The sequence below is a fragment of the Streptomyces sp. NPDC050509 genome (genome assembly GCF_044457965.1).
In the GTDB taxonomy this organism is placed as follows: Bacteria; Actinomycetota; Actinomycetes; order Streptomycetales; family Streptomycetaceae; genus Streptomyces.
In genome coordinates, this window is sequence record NZ_JBITHL010000016.1 from 115,780 (window position 1) to 131,437 (window position 15,658).

General features: G+C 70.5%; 11 protein-coding genes. 9 read left to right on the forward strand and 2 right to left on the reverse strand.

Going from position 1 to position 15,658, the window contains the following annotated elements:
• The first annotated feature begins 73 nt into the window (after window positions 1–73).
• Together ACIBJC_RS34570 and ACIBJC_RS34575 are read left to right on the forward strand one after the other, a co-directional pair.
• The gene (locus ACIBJC_RS34570) at window positions 74–1,519 is read left to right on the forward strand and encodes an aldehyde dehydrogenase family protein (protein ID WP_399299377.1); all 1,446 of its coding nucleotides are present in this window, start codon (window positions 74–76) and stop codon (window positions 1,517–1,519) included.
• A 343-nt stretch (window positions 1,520–1,862) separates the two neighbouring features.
• A complete protein-coding gene (locus ACIBJC_RS34575; RefSeq protein ID WP_399299379.1) occupies window positions 1,863–3,863 on the forward strand; it encodes an acyl-CoA dehydrogenase family protein in 2,001 nt (666 codons plus the stop codon).
• 377 nt (window positions 3,864–4,240) lie between these two features.
• Here ACIBJC_RS34575 and ACIBJC_RS34580 read toward each other — a convergent pair whose 3' ends face one another.
• Window positions 4,241–5,464, reverse strand: a complete 1,224-nt coding sequence (locus ACIBJC_RS34580) for a glycoside hydrolase family 64 protein (RefSeq protein ID WP_399299381.1) — start codon at window positions 5,462–5,464, stop codon at window positions 4,241–4,243.
• Window positions 5,465–5,722: 258 nt separating this feature from the next.
• Here ACIBJC_RS34580 and ACIBJC_RS34585 point away from each other — a divergent pair, with 258 nt between their 5' ends.
• The 7 genes from ACIBJC_RS34585 (at window position 5,723) to ACIBJC_RS34615 (ending at window position 14,523) form a co-directional block, all read left to right on the forward strand.
• A complete protein-coding gene (locus ACIBJC_RS34585) occupies window positions 5,723–6,667 on the forward strand; it encodes a hypothetical protein (RefSeq protein ID WP_399299383.1) in 945 nt (314 codons plus the stop codon).
• A 217-nt stretch (window positions 6,668–6,884) separates the two neighbouring features.
• The gene (gene dxr, locus ACIBJC_RS34590) at window positions 6,885–8,210 is read left to right on the forward strand and encodes a 1-deoxy-D-xylulose-5-phosphate reductoisomerase (RefSeq protein WP_399299385.1); all 1,326 of its coding nucleotides are present in this window, start codon (window positions 6,885–6,887) and stop codon (window positions 8,208–8,210) included.
• Window positions 8,207–9,508, forward strand: a complete 1,302-nt coding sequence (locus tag ACIBJC_RS34595) for a M50 family metallopeptidase (protein ID WP_399299387.1) — start codon at window positions 8,207–8,209, stop codon at window positions 9,506–9,508. The genes dxr and ACIBJC_RS34595 overlap by 4 nt, the downstream gene beginning before the upstream one ends.
• A 163-nt stretch (window positions 9,509–9,671) precedes the next feature.
• On the forward strand, window positions 9,672–10,826 hold the full coding sequence (gene ispG, locus ACIBJC_RS34600; RefSeq protein WP_329822986.1) for a flavodoxin-dependent (E)-4-hydroxy-3-methylbut-2-enyl-diphosphate synthase: 1,155 nt from the start codon (window positions 9,672–9,674) through the stop codon (window positions 10,824–10,826).
• Window positions 10,827–11,318: 492 nt separating this feature from the next.
• Window positions 11,319–12,161 (forward strand): GNAT family N-acetyltransferase, encoded by an 843-nt coding sequence (locus ACIBJC_RS34605; protein ID WP_399299512.1) that lies wholly within the window; start codon window positions 11,319–11,321, stop codon window positions 12,159–12,161.
• A gap of 15 nt (window positions 12,162–12,176) precedes the next feature.
• Entirely contained in the window at window positions 12,177–12,758 is a 582-nt protein-coding gene (locus ACIBJC_RS34610) for a GNAT family N-acetyltransferase (RefSeq protein WP_399299389.1), read from the forward strand.
• A gap of 73 nt (window positions 12,759–12,831) precedes the next feature.
• A complete protein-coding gene (locus ACIBJC_RS34615; RefSeq protein ID WP_399299391.1) occupies window positions 12,832–14,523 on the forward strand; it encodes a proline--tRNA ligase in 1,692 nt (563 codons plus the stop codon).
• Between the two features lie 165 nt (window positions 14,524–14,688).
• Here the strand turns inward: ACIBJC_RS34615 and ACIBJC_RS34620 are convergent, their stop codons facing one another.
• Window positions 14,689–15,624, reverse strand: a complete 936-nt coding sequence (locus tag ACIBJC_RS34620; RefSeq protein ID WP_399299393.1) for an aminoglycoside phosphotransferase family protein — start codon at window positions 15,622–15,624, stop codon at window positions 14,689–14,691.
• Window positions 15,625–15,658: the final 34 nt, after the last annotated feature.

Sequence of the window (15,658 nt, forward strand, 5' to 3'; positions counted from 1 at the left end):
CAATCCGCCTCGCGCCTCCGCACCCCTACCGTGGGATGGACACGCCGTCTCCTCGGAAGGGCCCGGACTCGTAATGACTTCCACCCACGCTTTCTGGCTCGCCGGCCGCCAGGCCACCGGCGAGGACACCCTCGACGTCACCTCCCCCTGGGACGGCCGCCTCGTCGGAACCGTCTCCCTGCCGACCGACGCGCAGGTCGAGGAAGCCGTCGCCGCCGCGCACGCGGTGGTCGACGAGTTCGCCGCGACGCCCGCCCATGTACGGGCCGCCGCCCTCGACCATGTCTCGCGCCGCCTCGTCGAGCGCACCGAGGAGATCGCCCGGCTGATCTCCGCCGAGAACGGCAAGCCCCTGAAGTGGGCCCGCGGCGAGGTCGGCCGCGCCGTCTCCGTCTTCCGGTTCGCCGCCGAGGAGGCCCGCCGTTTCAATGCCGGTGACGCGCAGCGGCTCGACACCGACGCGGGCGGCACCGGCCGCCTCGCCCTGACCCGTCGCTTCCCCCGCGGCGTCGTCCTCGGTATCGCGCCGTTCAACTTTCCGCTCAACCTGTGCGCCCACAAGATCGCCCCGGCCATCGCCGCCGGCGCCCCGATCGTCCTCAAGCCCGCCCCGGCGACGCCGCTCTCGGGCCTCCTCATCGGCGAGCTGCTCGCGGAGACCGACCTCCCCGCCGGCGCCTGGTCCGTACTGCCCGTACCCAACGACCGGATGCCCGCCCTCGTGCAGGACGAGCGGCTGCCGGTGATCTCCTTCACCGGTTCCGACAAGGTCGGCTTCGCGATCATGGACTCCGTCCCGCGCAAGCACTGCACCCTCGAACTCGGCGGCAACGGCGCGGCCGTCGTCCTCGCCGACTACGCGAGCGACCAGGACCTCGACTGGGCCGCGGCGCGGATCGCCACGTTCTCGAACTACCAGGGCGGCCAGTCCTGCATCTCCGTGCAGCGGGTGATCGCGGACGCCACGGTGTACGAGCGCCTCGTGCCCCGCATCGTCGCCGCCGTCGAGGCGCAGGTCACCGGTGACCCCCAGGACGACGCCACCGACGTGGGCCCCCTCGTCAGCGAGGACGCCGCCAAACGCGTCGAGTCGTGGGTCGACGAGGCCGTACGGGCCGGCGCGCAGCTCCTCGCGGGCGGCAAGCGCGACGGGGCGAGCTACGCGCCCACCGTTCTCGCCGAGGTCCCCGAGGACACCACCCTCGCCTGCGAGGAGGTCTTCGGCCCCGTTCTGACGCTGCGCCGCGTAGAGAGCGAGAAGGAGGCGTTCGAGCGGGTGAACGACTCCAAGTACGGCCTCCAGGCCGGCGTCTTCACCCACGACCTGAAGGCCGCGTTCCGCGCCCACCGCGCTCTGGAGGTCGGCGGCGTGGTCGTCGGCGACGTCCCGTCGTACCGCGCCGACCAGATGCCGTACGGCGGCGCCAAGCAGTCCGGTGTGGGCCGCGAGGGCGTGCGGTACGCGATGGACGACTACACGTACGAGCGCGTCCTCGTGCTTACGGGCCTGGACCTGTAGACCCCCGCTCGTACGCGCCCCGTACGCCCGGTACAGGGCGCCGTACGGGGCGCGTACGAGCCCACCGGCAGCGGCCGGAGCCTCCAGCAGGGGGCTCCGGCCGCTGCCGTTCGTCCGGATGCGGTTTGTGTACGGGACGGGGCGACGGTCCGGGTACGGGGCCGAAACGGTCCGTTCCACGACTGGTGCGTGTGCCAGGAATCGGGTAGATACGGACGAGTAGCACCAGTCGGTAAATCGACACCGTCACCCGGTAGGTCGGCACCGTCCCGCACTGCCGCGTACCGGCCCGCACCGCCAGGCATCGTCCTTGGCCCCGACTCCGCGGCGAGGTGAGTTCCTCATGTCCGCCCCATCCGCACCCTCAGCAGCGTCCACGCCACAGGAACCACGGAAACCACAAGATTCACAAGCATCGCAGGGAACGCCCAAGGTCTCGGAGCGGGAAGCGCGGCAGGTCGCCGAAGCCGCCCGTGAGCAGGGCTGGCGCAAGCCCAGCTTCGCGAAGGAGATGTTCCTCGGCCGCTTCCGTCTCGACCTCATCCATCCGCACCCGATGCCGGCACCCGAGGACGTCAGGCGCGGTGAGGAGTTCCTCACGAAGCTGCGCGCGTTCTGCGAGACACGCATCGACGGCGCGCTGATCGAGCGCGACGCCAGGATCCCCGACGAGGTCATCAACGGCCTCAAGGAACTGGGCGCGCTCGGCATGAAGATCGACATCAAGTACGGCGGGCTCGGCCTCACCCAGGTGTACTACAACAAGGCCCTGGCGCTCGTCGGCACCGCCAGCCCCGCCGTCGGGGCGCTTCTCTCGGCCCATCAGTCGATCGGCGTACCGCAGCCGCTCAAGATCTTCGGCACTCAGGAGCAGAAGGACCTCTTCCTGCCGCGCCTGGCGCGCAGTGACATCTCGGCGTTCCTGCTCACCGAGCCCGACGTGGGCTCCGACCCCGCCCGGCTGGCCACGACGGCCGTCCCCGACGGTGACACGTACGTCCTCGACGGCGTGAAGCTCTGGACGACCAATGGCGTCGTCGCCGATCTGCTGGTGGTGATGGCCCGGGTTCCCAAGGAGGAGGGCCGTAAGGGCGGCATCACCGCGTTCGTCGTCGAGGCGGACTCCCCCGGCATCACCGTCGAGAACCGTAACGTCTTCATGGGGCTGCGCGGCCTGGAGAACGGCGTCACCCGCTTCCACCAGGTCCGCGTCCCCGCCGCGAACCGCATCGGCCCCGAGGGCGCGGGCCTCAAGATCGCGCTCACCACGCTCAACACGGGGCGTCTCTCCCTGCCCGCGATGTGCGTGGGCGCGGGCAAGTGGTGCCTGAAGATCGCCCGCGAGTGGTCGGCCGCGCGCGAGCAGTGGGGCAAGCCCGTCGCCCGCCACGAGGCCGTGGCGGCGAAGATCTCGTTCATCGCCGCCACCACGTTCGCGCTGGAGGCGGTCGTCGACCTCTCCTCCCAGATGGCCGACGAGGACCGCAACGACATCAGGATCGAGGCCGCCCTCGCCAAGCTGTACGGCTCCGAGATGGCCTGGCTGATGGCGGATGAACTGGTTCAGATCCGTGGCGGCCGGGGCTTCGAGACGGCGGACTCCCTGGCGGCCCGCGGCGAACGCGCCGTACCCGCCGAGCAGATGCTCCGCGATCTGCGCATCAACCGGATCTTCGAGGGCTCCACGGAGATCATGCACCTGCTGATCGCCCGTGAGGCCGTCGACGCCCATCTCGCGGTGGCCGGCGACATCATCGATCCCGACAAAACCCTCCAGGACAAGGCCAGGGCGGGGGCGCAGGCAGGGAAGTTCTACGCCCGCTGGCTGCCGAAGCTGGTGGCCGGGCCGGGACAACTGCCGGGTTCGTACGCCGCGTTCCATCCGGCCGGGCACCCGGACCTGTCGTCGCATCTGCGCTACGTCGAGCGCACCGCCCGCAAACTCGCCCGCTCCACCTTCTACGCCATGTCACGCTGGCAGGGCCGCATGGAGACCAAACAGGGCTTCCTCGGCCGGATCGTGGACATCGGCGCGGAACTGTTCGCGATGAGCGCCGCGTGCGTACGGGCCGAACTGCTGCGTACGAGCGGTGACCACGGCCGCGAGGCGTACCAACTGGCCGATGTGTTCTGCAAGCAGGCCCGGATCCGCGTCGAGGCGCTTTTCACCCGGCTCTGGTCCAACACGGACGACCTGGACCACAAGGTCGTGGACGGCGTCCTGGCGGGTACGTACGCCTGGTTGGAGGACGGCATCGTCGACCCGAGCGGCGAGGGCCCCTGGATCGCGGACGCGACGCCGGGCCCGTCACGACGGGAGAACGTGCACCGCCCGATCCGGTGAACCGCTGAGACGCACCGTACGGGGCGTCACGGGGCGCCGGGCAGGCCTCCCCAGCGCGCCGTGAGCGGCCCCGTACGGTGCGCACGTAGCCGGGCTCCGTGCGGGGCGTAGCCGGGCTCCGTACGGGGCTACGCCGCGCAAGGTGGAGAGCGCCACCTACGGTGATCGCCGCATCGTGATGCCCTCGCCCTCAGGGCGCTGCCCGAGAGGGCGGCCCGCTGTTCCCCGGCCATGGGGACTGTTCCCCAGCCATGGGGCCGGGGAACAGTCCGGGCACGGGGCGGCCGGGACCGCCCGCCTCACGCCTCCTGGGGTCTCTCGTTTGGATCTTGGACGCGTCGGGCGCTCCCTGATCCAGCCAGATCCAATCGGAAGACCTAGTTGAACGGGTCGAGGGTGATGTACGCCTCTTGCGGGTTGCTGTCGGTCACCAGCGACTCGTGGTTGCCGACATCGTCGAAGGCGAAGGCGTACGCCTTGCCGTCCGCCATCTGCGCGTGGATCTTCCGGGCGTAGTGGTTGGTCACCGAGTCCTGGTAGAAGCCTGCGGCTCCGGTGTCGGGCTGGTTGGGATTCGACAGGAGGGTGGAGCGGTTGTAGCCCGCGCACAGGGTGCGCGAGATGGGGCCGCGTACGGCGTCGTTCGGGGCGTCCAGGAACTTGTAGCAGCCGAAGACGCTGTCCGCGTCGGGCTTCTGGAACGAGGTGACGACCGCACCCGAAGTGTTGGTGAAGTTCATGACGTTGCCCGAGACCCGGCCGAAGTACTTGGTGTTCGGCTGGTCGGTGAACGGAGTCACCGTGAGGGTGGAGGAGGCGTACTTGCTCCACACGCGGTTGATGTAGTCGTCCATGACGGAGGCCGGCAGCGTGCCCGCCCCGATGCCGTGGCCGGGTGCCAGAGCGCGCAGAACGGTGCCGTCGGAGCGCGTCTGGATCAGATTGGCCCAGCCGCCCGGCTGAGCCCGCAGAGAGCTGTAGAAGCCGTTGTAGCCGCCTGCCTTGAGGTGGCCGGTGTTCTTCGTCGTACCGTTCGCGAGCTTGACGCCCACCGCGTACGGGGCCGAGAACATGTCGACCTGCGTGCTGTTGATCCAGAGCCCGCCGCCGTTGAGCGTGTACTCGGTCCAGTTGAAGAGGATGTCGCGGTTCGGGTCGGACGGGTTCTGTACGGCGGGCTGTACGAGGCCGCCTGTGGTCAGCTTGAAGACGAGCTTCTTACCGTACGAGAAGTAGACCCGGCCGGAGAACTGCGGCATCCGGATCGTCATCGACTGCCCGTTGGCGGGCCCGGCGATGGACGCGTCCGGTGCAGGGGTGGGCGGATTGCCCCCGGCGGGCCAGGGGTGGAACGTACCGTTCGCGTCGGCCCAGCCCTGCTGGCCCGTCGAGAGCAGCGTTCCGATGTTGTACACGTAGACCTGATCGCCGCGCGCGGAGCTGTTCTTGATGGTGAGCGGGATGGTCGCGGGGACCGCGGCCTCGGTCGACGGCGCGGTTGCGGCGGCCGTGGCGGCGGGCGCGGGGCCGGCGGCTGTGAACCCGGTCGCGAAGACCACGGTCGCGGCCAGGTACGTCAGTACCTTCCGTAGGGCAGGCACGCTCTTCCTCCTTAGGAGGTGGATTCCAGTGGGGGTGGAACAGAGGGTCTGAGAGCGCTCTCAGGATCGGGCCGCGAGGCAGGCGTGTCAATGAAAGGGGCTCAACGGACCAGAGTTGAACGAGTAGTTGACGAACCGTGCCCTCCCCGGCTCGGCACTCGGTGTCGCACGGAGCGCCCCACCACGCAACGCCGTGCTCCCGGCCCTCCGTGACCTCGTGCGTCCCAAAGCGCACAATGCGGCCGTCAGGACGGCACCGTGCGCGCAGCACGGAGCGAGTACGGCGCGGAGCATGGGCGCGATCAACTCAAGGACGGGTGGGGAATGTTCGGGGCCGGTCAACGGGACGGGAAGACCGAACGGCCGCAACGGCGCCTCGTGGTCGCGGCGGTTGGCGCCGTACTCGTCGCCATGTGTACGGCGGCGTGTGGCGCCGACGGGGCGAACGGCGCCAGGCCAGGCGACGCGAAGAGCGCCGCGAGCCGAGAGGGCGTGGACAGCCGGAGGGGCGGGGTGGACGGGAAGGGCGGACCGCGTGTCACCCTCACGTGGCCCGCTAACACAACGGCCCTCCCAGCCGCCGGCCCCGCGCCCACGCCCCTCACGGACGCACAGCTCACCGCGGGGTCCTTCACCGACGGCGAGCGGATCGGCGCCTACACAGCCTCTGCCTACGCGCTCGGCGCCCCGCTGGGCGAGAACTACACCGCCGAGCCCACGGGCTGCCAGCCGCTGGTCAGCCTTGCCCGGGGAGCCACTCCGCACGCCCCTGTGGCCGAGGTGAACCGCGGGTTCGAGGACGCCGACGAGACCTATGGCGTCACCGTCGCGGTACAACTGCGCTCGTACGCCGCCCATGGTGCGGCCGGGGTGCTCGGGGCGCTCCATGCGGCGGGGCGGCAGTGCGCCGACGGGTTCACCGAGGACCGGGGTCTCGCGAGGGCGAGGTACCTGTCCGTGGATTCGGCCGATGCGCCCGACCTGGGGGACGAGGCGGTGGCGTACCGGTTCACGATCCTCGACGTACGACACGCACGAGACGTACGAGGGGAGACAAGGCTCTACGAATATCTGACCGTCGTACGGGACGGTGCCTGCACGCTCTCCTTCCGTGCCGAGACCACGGACGGCGAGGACATCGGGGGAGTGCCCGAGGAGATCGTCCGGGCTCAGTGGGAGAAGTTCCGCGTCGCCGCCGGATGACCGTACCCAACCCCGCCCCCCAGCCCCCAGCCCTGAGCCTTGCCTCGTGGCGGAAGAGCCCGCCGTACGCCGCGGCCACGGGGCGCGTCCGAGGCGAACCCGAGACACGCACCCGGGCCCCGCGCGCCGGTCACGGGGCTGCGCGGGGGCTGCGCGCGGGACCACCCACAGGGGAGCGCTGTCCTGACCGTTCGCGGATGAGGCAAGAATGGGGGGCATGAGCGACAGCCCAGCCCCTCTCGCCGATCCGCATATCGTCTTCGACCCGATCGAAGGCCGCCGTGACATCGTCGTCCTCGGCTCCACCGGATCCATCGGCACGCAGGCCATCGACCTGGTCCTGCGCAACCCCGACCGTTTCCGTGTCACCGCGCTGTCCGCCGCGGGCGGCCGCGTGGCGCTCCTCGCCGAGCAGGCGTGGCGGCTGCGGGTCCGTACCGTGGCCGTCGCGCGCGAAAGCGCCGTACCCGCCCTCCAAGAGGCACTCGGCGCGCGGTACGGGGCGGGCGAACCGCTCCCCGAGATCCTCGCCGGCCCCGACGCCGCGACCGAACTGGCCGCCTCCGAGTGCCACACCGTACTGAACGGCATCACCGGCTCCATCGGGCTCGCCCCCACGCTCGCCGCGCTGACCGCGGGCCGTACGCTCGCGCTCGCCAACAAGGAGTCGCTGATCGTCGGCGGCCCCCTGGTCAAGGCCGTGGCCAAGCCCGGCCAGATCATCCCCGTCGACTCCGAGCACGCCGCGCTCTTCCAGGCGCTGGCCGCCGGCACCCGGGCCGATGTGCGCAAGCTCGTCGTGACGGCCTCAGGAGGGCCGTTCAGGGGCCGTACGAAGGCCGATCTGGCCGGCGTCACCCCCAAGGACGCCCTCGCGCACCCCACCTGGGCGATGGGCCCGGTGATCACGGTCAACTCCGCGACCCTTGTGAACAAGGGTCTCGAAGTGATCGAGGCGCACCTCCTCTACGACATCCCCTTCGAGCGTATTGAGGTGGTTGTCCACCCTCAGTCGTATGTTCACTCGATGGTGGAATTCAAGGACGGTTCGACACTGGCCCAGGCGACGCCGCCCGACATGCGCGGGCCGATCGCCCTCGGTCTGGGCTGGCCCGAGCGGGTGCCCGACGCCGCGCCCGCGTTCGACTGGACCAAGGCTTCGACCTGGGAGTTCTTCCCGCTCGACGGTGAGGCGTTCCCGTCCGTGGCACTCGCCCGGCACGTGGGAACAGTGGGCGGCACGGCCCCGGCGGTGTTCAACGCCGCGAACGAGGAGTGCGTGGACGCGTTCCTGGCGGGGCGCCTGCCGTTCAACGGCATCATGGAGACGGTCACCGCGGTCGTCGCGGAGGCGGAAAACGACGGGCCCCGTACGAGCGCGGATGGGGCCTCGGGACGGGGCGGCGCGGCGGGAACCTCGCTCACCCTGGCCGACGTCCTCGAAGCCGAGACCTGGGCGCGTGCCCGGGCCCGCGAGGCGGCAGCGCAACGCAGTGACGTACGTCAGCCAAGCGAAGAACAGTCGGCGGAGGCTCGCGCATGACGATTCTGTTGACGGTCCTCGGGATCCTTGTGTTCCTCGCGGGGCTGCTCTTCTCCATCGCCTGGCACGAACTCGGCCATCTGTCCACGGCCAAGTTCTTCGGTATCCGGGTGCCCCAGTACATGGTCGGCTTCGGGCCGACCATCTGGTCACGTAAGAAGGGCGATACGGAGTACGGCCTCAAGGCGATCCCCATGGGCGGCTTCGTCCGCATGATCGGGATGTTCCCGCCGGGGCCCGACGGACGCATCGAGGCACGCTCCACATCGCCGTGGCGCTCGATGATAGAAGACGCGCGTTCCGCCGCTTACGAAGAGCTCGAGCCCGGCGACGAGAAGCGCCTCTTCTACACGCGCGCGCCGTGGAAGCGCGTCATCGTGATGTTCGCCGGTCCCTTCATGAACCTCGTACTCGCCGCCGTGATCTTCATCAGCGTCGCGATGGGCTTCGGCTTCCAGACGCAGACCACGACGGTCGCCGGGGTCCAGAAGTGCGTGATCTCGCAGAGCGACAAGCGTGACTCGTGCGAGAAGGGCGACCCCGTCTCGCCCGCCCAGGCGGCCGGCCTCAAGGAAGGCGACAAGATCGTCGCCTTCAACGGCAAGCCCGTCGACGACTGGTCCACGCTCTCCAACCTGATCCGCGGCACGATCGGCCCCGCCACCATCACCGTCCAGCGCGACGGTGCGGAGCGGGTCCTGCACGCCACGCTCGCCAAGAACATGGTGGCCGCGAAGGACTCCGACGGGGAGGCCGTTCCCGACAAGTACGTCCCCGCCGGCTATCTCGGGTTCGCCGCCTCCACGGAGATCGTCCCGCTCTCCTTCATCGATTCCGTGGACCGGATGGGCGACATGATCGGGAACGGCGTCGAGTCGATCATCGCGCTGCCTTCCAAGATCCCCGACCTGTGGAGCGCGGCCTTCGGGGACGGCCCGCGCAAGGACGACTCGCCGGTCGGCGTGGTCGGCGCGGCCCGCATCGGCGGCGAGGTGCTGACGCTCGACATCCCCGCGCAGAACCAGATCGCGATGATGCTGTTCCTGCTCGCGGGGTTCAACCTCTCGCTCTTCCTCTTCAACATGCTGCCGCTGCTGCCCTTCGACGGCGGCCATGTCGCGGGTGCGCTCTGGGAGGCCCTGCGGCGCAGGCTCGCACGGTTGTTCAAGCGTCCCGATCCGGGCCCCTTCGACGTGGCGAGGCTGATGCCGGTCGCGTACGTCGTGGCCGGGATCTTCATTTGCTTCACCCTGCTCGTCCTGGTCGCCGACGTCTTCAACCCCGTCAGAATCAGTTGATACCACCCGTTTCGTAGCGGCCGGACATCATATGTGTCCGGTCGCTTACCTTTGGGCGGACTTTTCGCGAGGATGTGCCCACGCGGCACACGGTGGCGTAATCTCGGGTGCTGGAGCCCGCCGATCTCGGGACCTTGATCCACACCTTGGGGTTGCAGAGCAGATGACCGCAATTTCTCTCGGAATGCCGTCCGTTCCGACGAAGCTCGCCGATCGAAGGGTCAGCCGTCAGATCCAGGTGGGGTCGGTGGCGGTTGGCGGGGATGCGCCGGTGTCGGTGCAGTCGATGACGACGACGCGTACGTCGGACATCGGTGCGACGCTGCAGCAGATTGCCGAGTTGACGGCGTCGGGGTGCCAGATCGTACGGGTGGCGTGCCCGACGCAGGATGACGCGGACGCGCTGGCGGTGATCGCGCGGAAGTCGCAGATTCCGGTGATCGCGGATATTCATTTCCAGCCCAAGTACGTGTTCGCGGCGATTGACGCCGGGTGCGCGGCGGTGCGGGTGAATCCGGGGAACATCAAGCAGTTCGACGACAAGGTGCGGGAGATCGCTCGGGCGGCCGGGGACGCGGGGACGCCGATCCGTATCGGGGTGAACGCGGGTTCGTTGGACGCGCGGTTGCTGGCGAAGTACGGGAAGGCGACGCCGGAGGCTCTGGTGGAGTCGGCGTTGTGGGAGGCGTCGCTGTTCGAGGAGCACGGTTTCCGTGACATCAAGATCTCGGTGAAGCACAACGACCCCGTGGTCATGGTGAACGCCTACCGGCAGCTCGCGGCGCAGTCCGACTATCCGCTGCACCTGGGCGTGACGGAGGCCGGTCCGGCGTTCCAGGGCACCATCAAGTCCGCCGTCGCGTTCGGTGCGCTGCTGGCGGAGGGGATCGGGGACACGATCCGGGTCTCGCTGTCGGCTCCGCCGGCGGAGGAGGTCAAGGTCGGCATCCAGATTCTGGAGTCGTTGAATCTGCGCCAGCGGCGTCTGGAGATCGTGTCGTGTCCGTCGTGCGGGCGGGCACAGGTGGATGTGTACAAGCTGGCGGACGAGGTGTCCGCGGGGCTGGAGGGCATGGAGGTCCCGCTGCGGGTGGCGGTGATGGGCTGCGTGGTGAACGGTCCGGGAGAGGCGCGTGAAGCCGATCTCGGGGTGGCGTCGGGCAACGGCAAGGGCCAGATCTTCGTCAAGGGCGAGGTCATCAAGACCGTCCCGGAGTCGAAGATCGTGGAGACCCTGATCGACGAGGCCATGAAGATCGCCGAACAGATGGAGAAGGACGGCATCGCCTCGGGCGAGCCCGAGGTCTCCGTGAGCTGACCGAAATCCGCGATCCCTGCGCCTCGTGCGGAGCCTTCGTACGCGGCCCCGCAGCCACCGTTCCTCGGACGCCGGCTGCGGGGCCGCGGTCGTCAGGGACGGCATACGGGGTACGGGGCGCAGACGAGAGGCCCGCGCGCGAACGGAACCGTTGGGCGCCCCGTACCCGGCGCCTCCGCCCCGTACCGGGCGTTCCGTACGCCCCGGCGAGGTCCGCCCCGTACGCCGCGACCTCGCTCCGTCCCCGTACGCCGCGGCTACGTCCGCCCCGTACGCGCCACCCGGCGTACGTGGCCCCGCACGCCCCGTACCGCCCCGCACGGGGCCACGTACGTCGTGCCACAGCGCCCCCCCGTGAGCGGCCCCGGACGCGCGGCGCCCCGTACGGGGCGTACGGGGCGTACGGGCCTTGGTCGCGCACGCGAGCGGCGCGTCACAGAGCCGCCGGGTACAGTGCGGAGATCGGCATACGTATGGTGAGGCCCCCTCGTGTTGACGCAGACCACCACCCGGGTCCTCGAACCCAGTGAACTCGGCGCCGCGCTCGCCATCCTGGAGAGCGAGCCCGTCGCCAACGCATTCGTCACGTCCCGCGTCCAGGTCGCCGGACTCGACCCCTGGCGCCTCGGCGGCGAGATGTGGGGCTGGTACGCGGACGGCCGGCTCCGCTCGCTCTGTTACGCCGGAGCCAATCTCGTCCCGATCTGCGCCACCCCCGAGGCCGTCCGTGCCTTCGCCGACCGCGCCCGCAGGACCGGCCGCCGCTGTTCCTCCATCGTCGGCCCCGCGGGCCCCACCGCCGCGCTGTGGCGCCTTCTGGAGCCGAACTGGGGCCCCGCCCGCGAGGTCCGCGCCCATCAGCCGCTGATGGTCACCGAACAGCTCCCCGCCGCCGTCGCGCCCGATCCCTTCGTACGCCGCATCCGCAAGGAAGAACTCGAAGTGATCATGCCCGCCTGTGTGGCCATGTTCACCGAGGAGGTCGGCGTCTCCCCGCTCGCGGGCGACGGTGGACTGCTCTACCAGGCGCGTGTCGCCGAACTCGTCGGCTCGGGGCGCTCGTTCGCCCGCATAGAGGACGGCAGAGTCCTCTTCAAGGCCGAGATCGGCGCGGCCACCCCGCAGGCCTGCCAGGTCCAGGGCGTCTGGGTCGACCCGGAGTTCCGCGGCCGCGGCCTCTCCGAGTCCGGGATGGCGGCCGTCGTACAGTACGCGCTCGCCGATGTCGCGCCCATAGTGAGCCTCTACGTGAACGACTACAACGCCCCCGCCAGAGCTGCCTACCGGCGCGTCGGCTTCCACGAAGTGGGTGCCTTCATGAGTGTGCTGTTCTGAAAGTAAGGTTCGGCCATGCCGAGCATCCCCGGGGGCACCCCCCGTACCCCCGACGTACAGGTAGGGCCGGTCGATCTCGCCGCGCGCGTCGACGAGGCGCTCGCCGTCCAGGCCCTCGCCTTCGGCCTCAGTGACGACGAGGTCGGCGTACGGCGCCACATCGTGCTTCGGCACGTGCTGCACCGCGGCTGCCGCGCGCTCGGCGCCACCACCGCGACGGGGCGGCTCGTCGGATTCGTGTACGGCATGCCCAACGACCGTGCCCACTGGTGGTCCACCATCGTCGAGCCCTATCTGCGCGCCAATGGCTCCGACGGCTGGCTCGACGACTCCTTCGTGATCACCGAGCTCCATGTACACCCCGAGTTCCAGGCACGCGGCATCGGCCGCACCCTGATCACCGCCATCACGGACGCCGCCGCGCAGCCGCGGTCCATCCTGTCCGCCATCGACATCGAGAGCCCCGCCCGCAGGCTGTACCGCACCCTCGGGTACGAGGACCTCGCCCGCCGGGTTCACTTCCCCAGCGCACCCAAGCCGTACGCCGTGATGGGCGCCCCGCTCCCGCTGCGCGGCACGGCGCGGCGCACATACTGATTTCCGCCTGCTGGCGGACCCCGGCTAACCTCCTGGCAACACCCGAGAGAAGCAGAACGCAGGAGTGCTCCCCATGTCCCAGGTCCAGCGCATGTCCCGGTTGATGGTCAAGACATTGCGCGACGACCCGGCGGACGCCGAGACCCTCAGCCACAAGCTGCTCGTCCGCGCCGGCTACGTCCGCCGTACGTCCGCCGGCATCTGGAGCTGGCTGCCGCTCGGCAAGAAGGTCCTCGACAACATCTCGCGCGTCGTCCGCGAGGAGATGGACGCCATCGGCGCCCAGGAAGTGCTGCTGCCCGCGCTGCTGCCCAGGGAGCCGTACGAGGCGAGCGGGCGCTGGGAGGAGTACGGCGACCTCCTGTTCCGCCTCAAGGACCGCAAGGGCGGGGACTACCTCCTGGGCCCCACGCACGAGGAGATCTTCACCCAGGTCGTCAAGGACCAGTGCGCGTCCTACAAGGACCTGCCGGTGATGCTCTACCAGATCCAGACGAAGTACCGCGACGAGGCGCGTCCGCGCTCCGGCGTACTGCGCGGCCGTGAGTTCCAGATGAAGGACTCGTACTCCTTCGACACCACGGACGAGGGCCTGGCCGAGTCGTACGCGCTGCACCGCGCCGCCTACCAGAAGATCTTCGCCAGGATCGGCCTCGACTTCCGCATCGTCTCGGCGGTCTCCGGCGCGATGGGCGGCTCCGCGTCCGAGGAGTTCCTGGCGCCCGCCGCGGCGGGCGAGGACACCTTCGTCGACTGCCCCGCCTGCGACTACGCCGCCAACACGGAGGCCGTCACCTTCGCCGCCCCGGTGGTGGAGCCCGTCGAGCACGGCCCCGTCGAGGAACTGGACACCCCCGACACCCCGACCATCGAGACGCTCGCCGCGCACCTCGGCGTGCCGGCCTCCGCCACCCTGAAGAACCTGCTGGTCAAGGTCGACGGCGAGATCACCGCGGTCGGCGTCCCCGGCGACCGCGAGGTGGATCTCGGCAAGCTCGGCGAGCACCTGGCGCCCGCCGTCGTGGAACTGGTGACGGCCGAGGACTTCGTGGACCGTCCGGATCTCGTACGCGGCTACGTCGGCCCCCAGGGCCTCAAGATCCGCTACATCGCCGACCCGCGCGTCGCGTCCGGCACGGCCTGGGTCACCGGCGCCAACAAGCCCGACACCCACGCCCGCAACGTCGTCGCGGGCCGTGACTTCGAGGTCGACCAGTACCTGGACGTCGTCGTCGTCGAAGAGGGCGACCCCTGCCCCTCCTGCGGCTCCGGCCTCAAGCTGGACCGTGCGATCGAGATCGGCCACATCTTCCAGCTCGGCCGCAAGTACGCCGACACCTTCCAGCTCGACGTACTGGGCCAGCAGGGCAAGCCGGTGCGGGTGACCATGGGCTCGTACGGCATCGGCGTGTCGCGCGCCGTGGCCGCCCTGGCGGAGCAGAGCGCCGACGAGCAGGGCCTGTGCTGGCCGAAGGAGATCGCCCCGGCCGACGTCCATGTCGTGGCGGCGGGCAAGGCGCTCCAGACGGAGCTGGCGCTGGACGTCTCCGAGCAGCTTTCGGCGGCCGGACTGCGCGTCCTGGTCGACGAGCGCCCTGGTGTCTCGCCGGGCGTGAAGTTCACCGACGCCGAGTTGATCGGTGTCCCGCAGATCCTGGTGGCGGGCCGCCGCTCCTCGGAGGGCGTCGTGGAGCTGAAGGACCGCCGTACGGGGGAGCGCGAGGAGCTGACGGTCGCGGAGGCGGTCGCCCGCCTGACGGCCTGACGGCCGGCTGCCGCGCTGTGCGCGCCGTACGGGCCTGGTTTCCGCCCCGTACGGCGCGCGGCGCGGCTACGTACGGGGCGCAGCGTACGAAGGGGTGGCCCCGCCCCGTACGGTGCGCACGCGGCTACGTACGGGGCGCGGTAGGACGGGGCGGGCGCCTCCGCCTCAGAGCCAGCCCGCGAACTCCAGCAGTGACTCCGCGCTCTGGCGGCGCCCTGCGGCCAGCGCGCGCGTGCCCGACTCCACCGCGCGGAAGAGCGTCCAGCCGCGCAGCCGCTCCCGGTCCACGTCCAGGGAGTCGGCCAGCCGGTTGACCCGGCGGCGCGCCGAGGAGGCGCCGGACGAGGCCGCCACAAGGTCCTCCACCCGGTCGCGCACCAGCCGCGCCAGATCGTAGGCGCGCTCGCCCACGACGGGCTCGGGACCGACCGCCAGCCAGGGCGTGCGGTCGCCCGCCAGCACCTTGCCCTGGCGGAACACCCCGTGCAGCAGCAGTGCCTCGGGGGACGTGGCGCACAGTTCGTCGCGTGCCGCCAGCGCGGCGGTGACGAGCGGCGCGAGACTCTCGTCGGACGACGCGCGCAGCGCCGCCGCCTCGACGGCGGTCCGTTCGGTCACCGTCTCGAAGCCGTGGCCCGCAGGAGGCTCGACCCACAGGCGGCGCACCGTACCCGCCGCTTCGAGCAGGGCCTTGGCCTCCGGCAGGGAGCGCAGCGACATCTCGGGGTGCAGACGCTCCAGGAGCAACGCACCGTCCTCCGCCTCCCCCGTGGCGCCCCCGTCGCCCGTCGCGGCGTACAGGGCGTCGAGGAGCCGGACCGTCCCCCAGCCCTGCCAGTGCGCCAGCGCCGCCTGCTCCAGCGCCGGGCCCGCGAACGGTGGCGCGATCTTGAGCGTGGCGGGGGAGCCGTCGGGCCGCCGTACGAGCAGCACCAGCCCGCTCCGGCCGCCCGGCGCGATCGCCCGTTCGACCTCAAGGCCCCGCCGCGCGACGGCCTCCGCGACAAGCCCGGGAAGCCGCCCGAGCCATTCGGCGGCGGCGGTGTCCCCGGTCAGCTCACCGAGCGTACGCACCAGACGCTGCGGCGGTTCGAAACCCATACGCGCGTAGATCCCTTTCGGAGCCATGGGGGAC

What these genes read in the sequence shown, in the direction of transcription:
- ACIBJC_RS34575 (WP_399299379.1), top strand. Translation starts at nt 1,863, where the DNA reads ATGTCCGCCCCATCCGCACCCTCAGCAGCGTCCACGCCACAGGAACCA.
- ACIBJC_RS34620 (WP_399299393.1), bottom strand. Translation starts at nt 15,624, where the DNA reads ATGGGTTTCGAACCGCCGCAGCGTCTGGTGCGTACGCTCGGTGAGCTG.
- dxr (WP_399299385.1), top strand. Translation starts at nt 6,885, where the DNA reads ATGAGCGACAGCCCAGCCCCTCTCGCCGATCCGCATATCGTCTTCGAC.
- ACIBJC_RS34610 (WP_399299389.1), top strand. Translation starts at nt 12,177, where the DNA reads ATGCCGAGCATCCCCGGGGGCACCCCCCGTACCCCCGACGTACAGGTA.
- ispG (WP_329822986.1), top strand. Translation starts at nt 9,672, where the DNA reads ATGACCGCAATTTCTCTCGGAATGCCGTCCGTTCCGACGAAGCTCGCC.
- ACIBJC_RS34595 (WP_399299387.1), top strand. Translation starts at nt 8,207, where the DNA reads ATGACGATTCTGTTGACGGTCCTCGGGATCCTTGTGTTCCTCGCGGGG.
- ACIBJC_RS34570 (WP_399299377.1), top strand. Translation starts at nt 74, where the DNA reads ATGACTTCCACCCACGCTTTCTGGCTCGCCGGCCGCCAGGCCACCGGC.
- ACIBJC_RS34615 (WP_399299391.1), top strand. Translation starts at nt 12,832, where the DNA reads ATGTCCCAGGTCCAGCGCATGTCCCGGTTGATGGTCAAGACATTGCGC.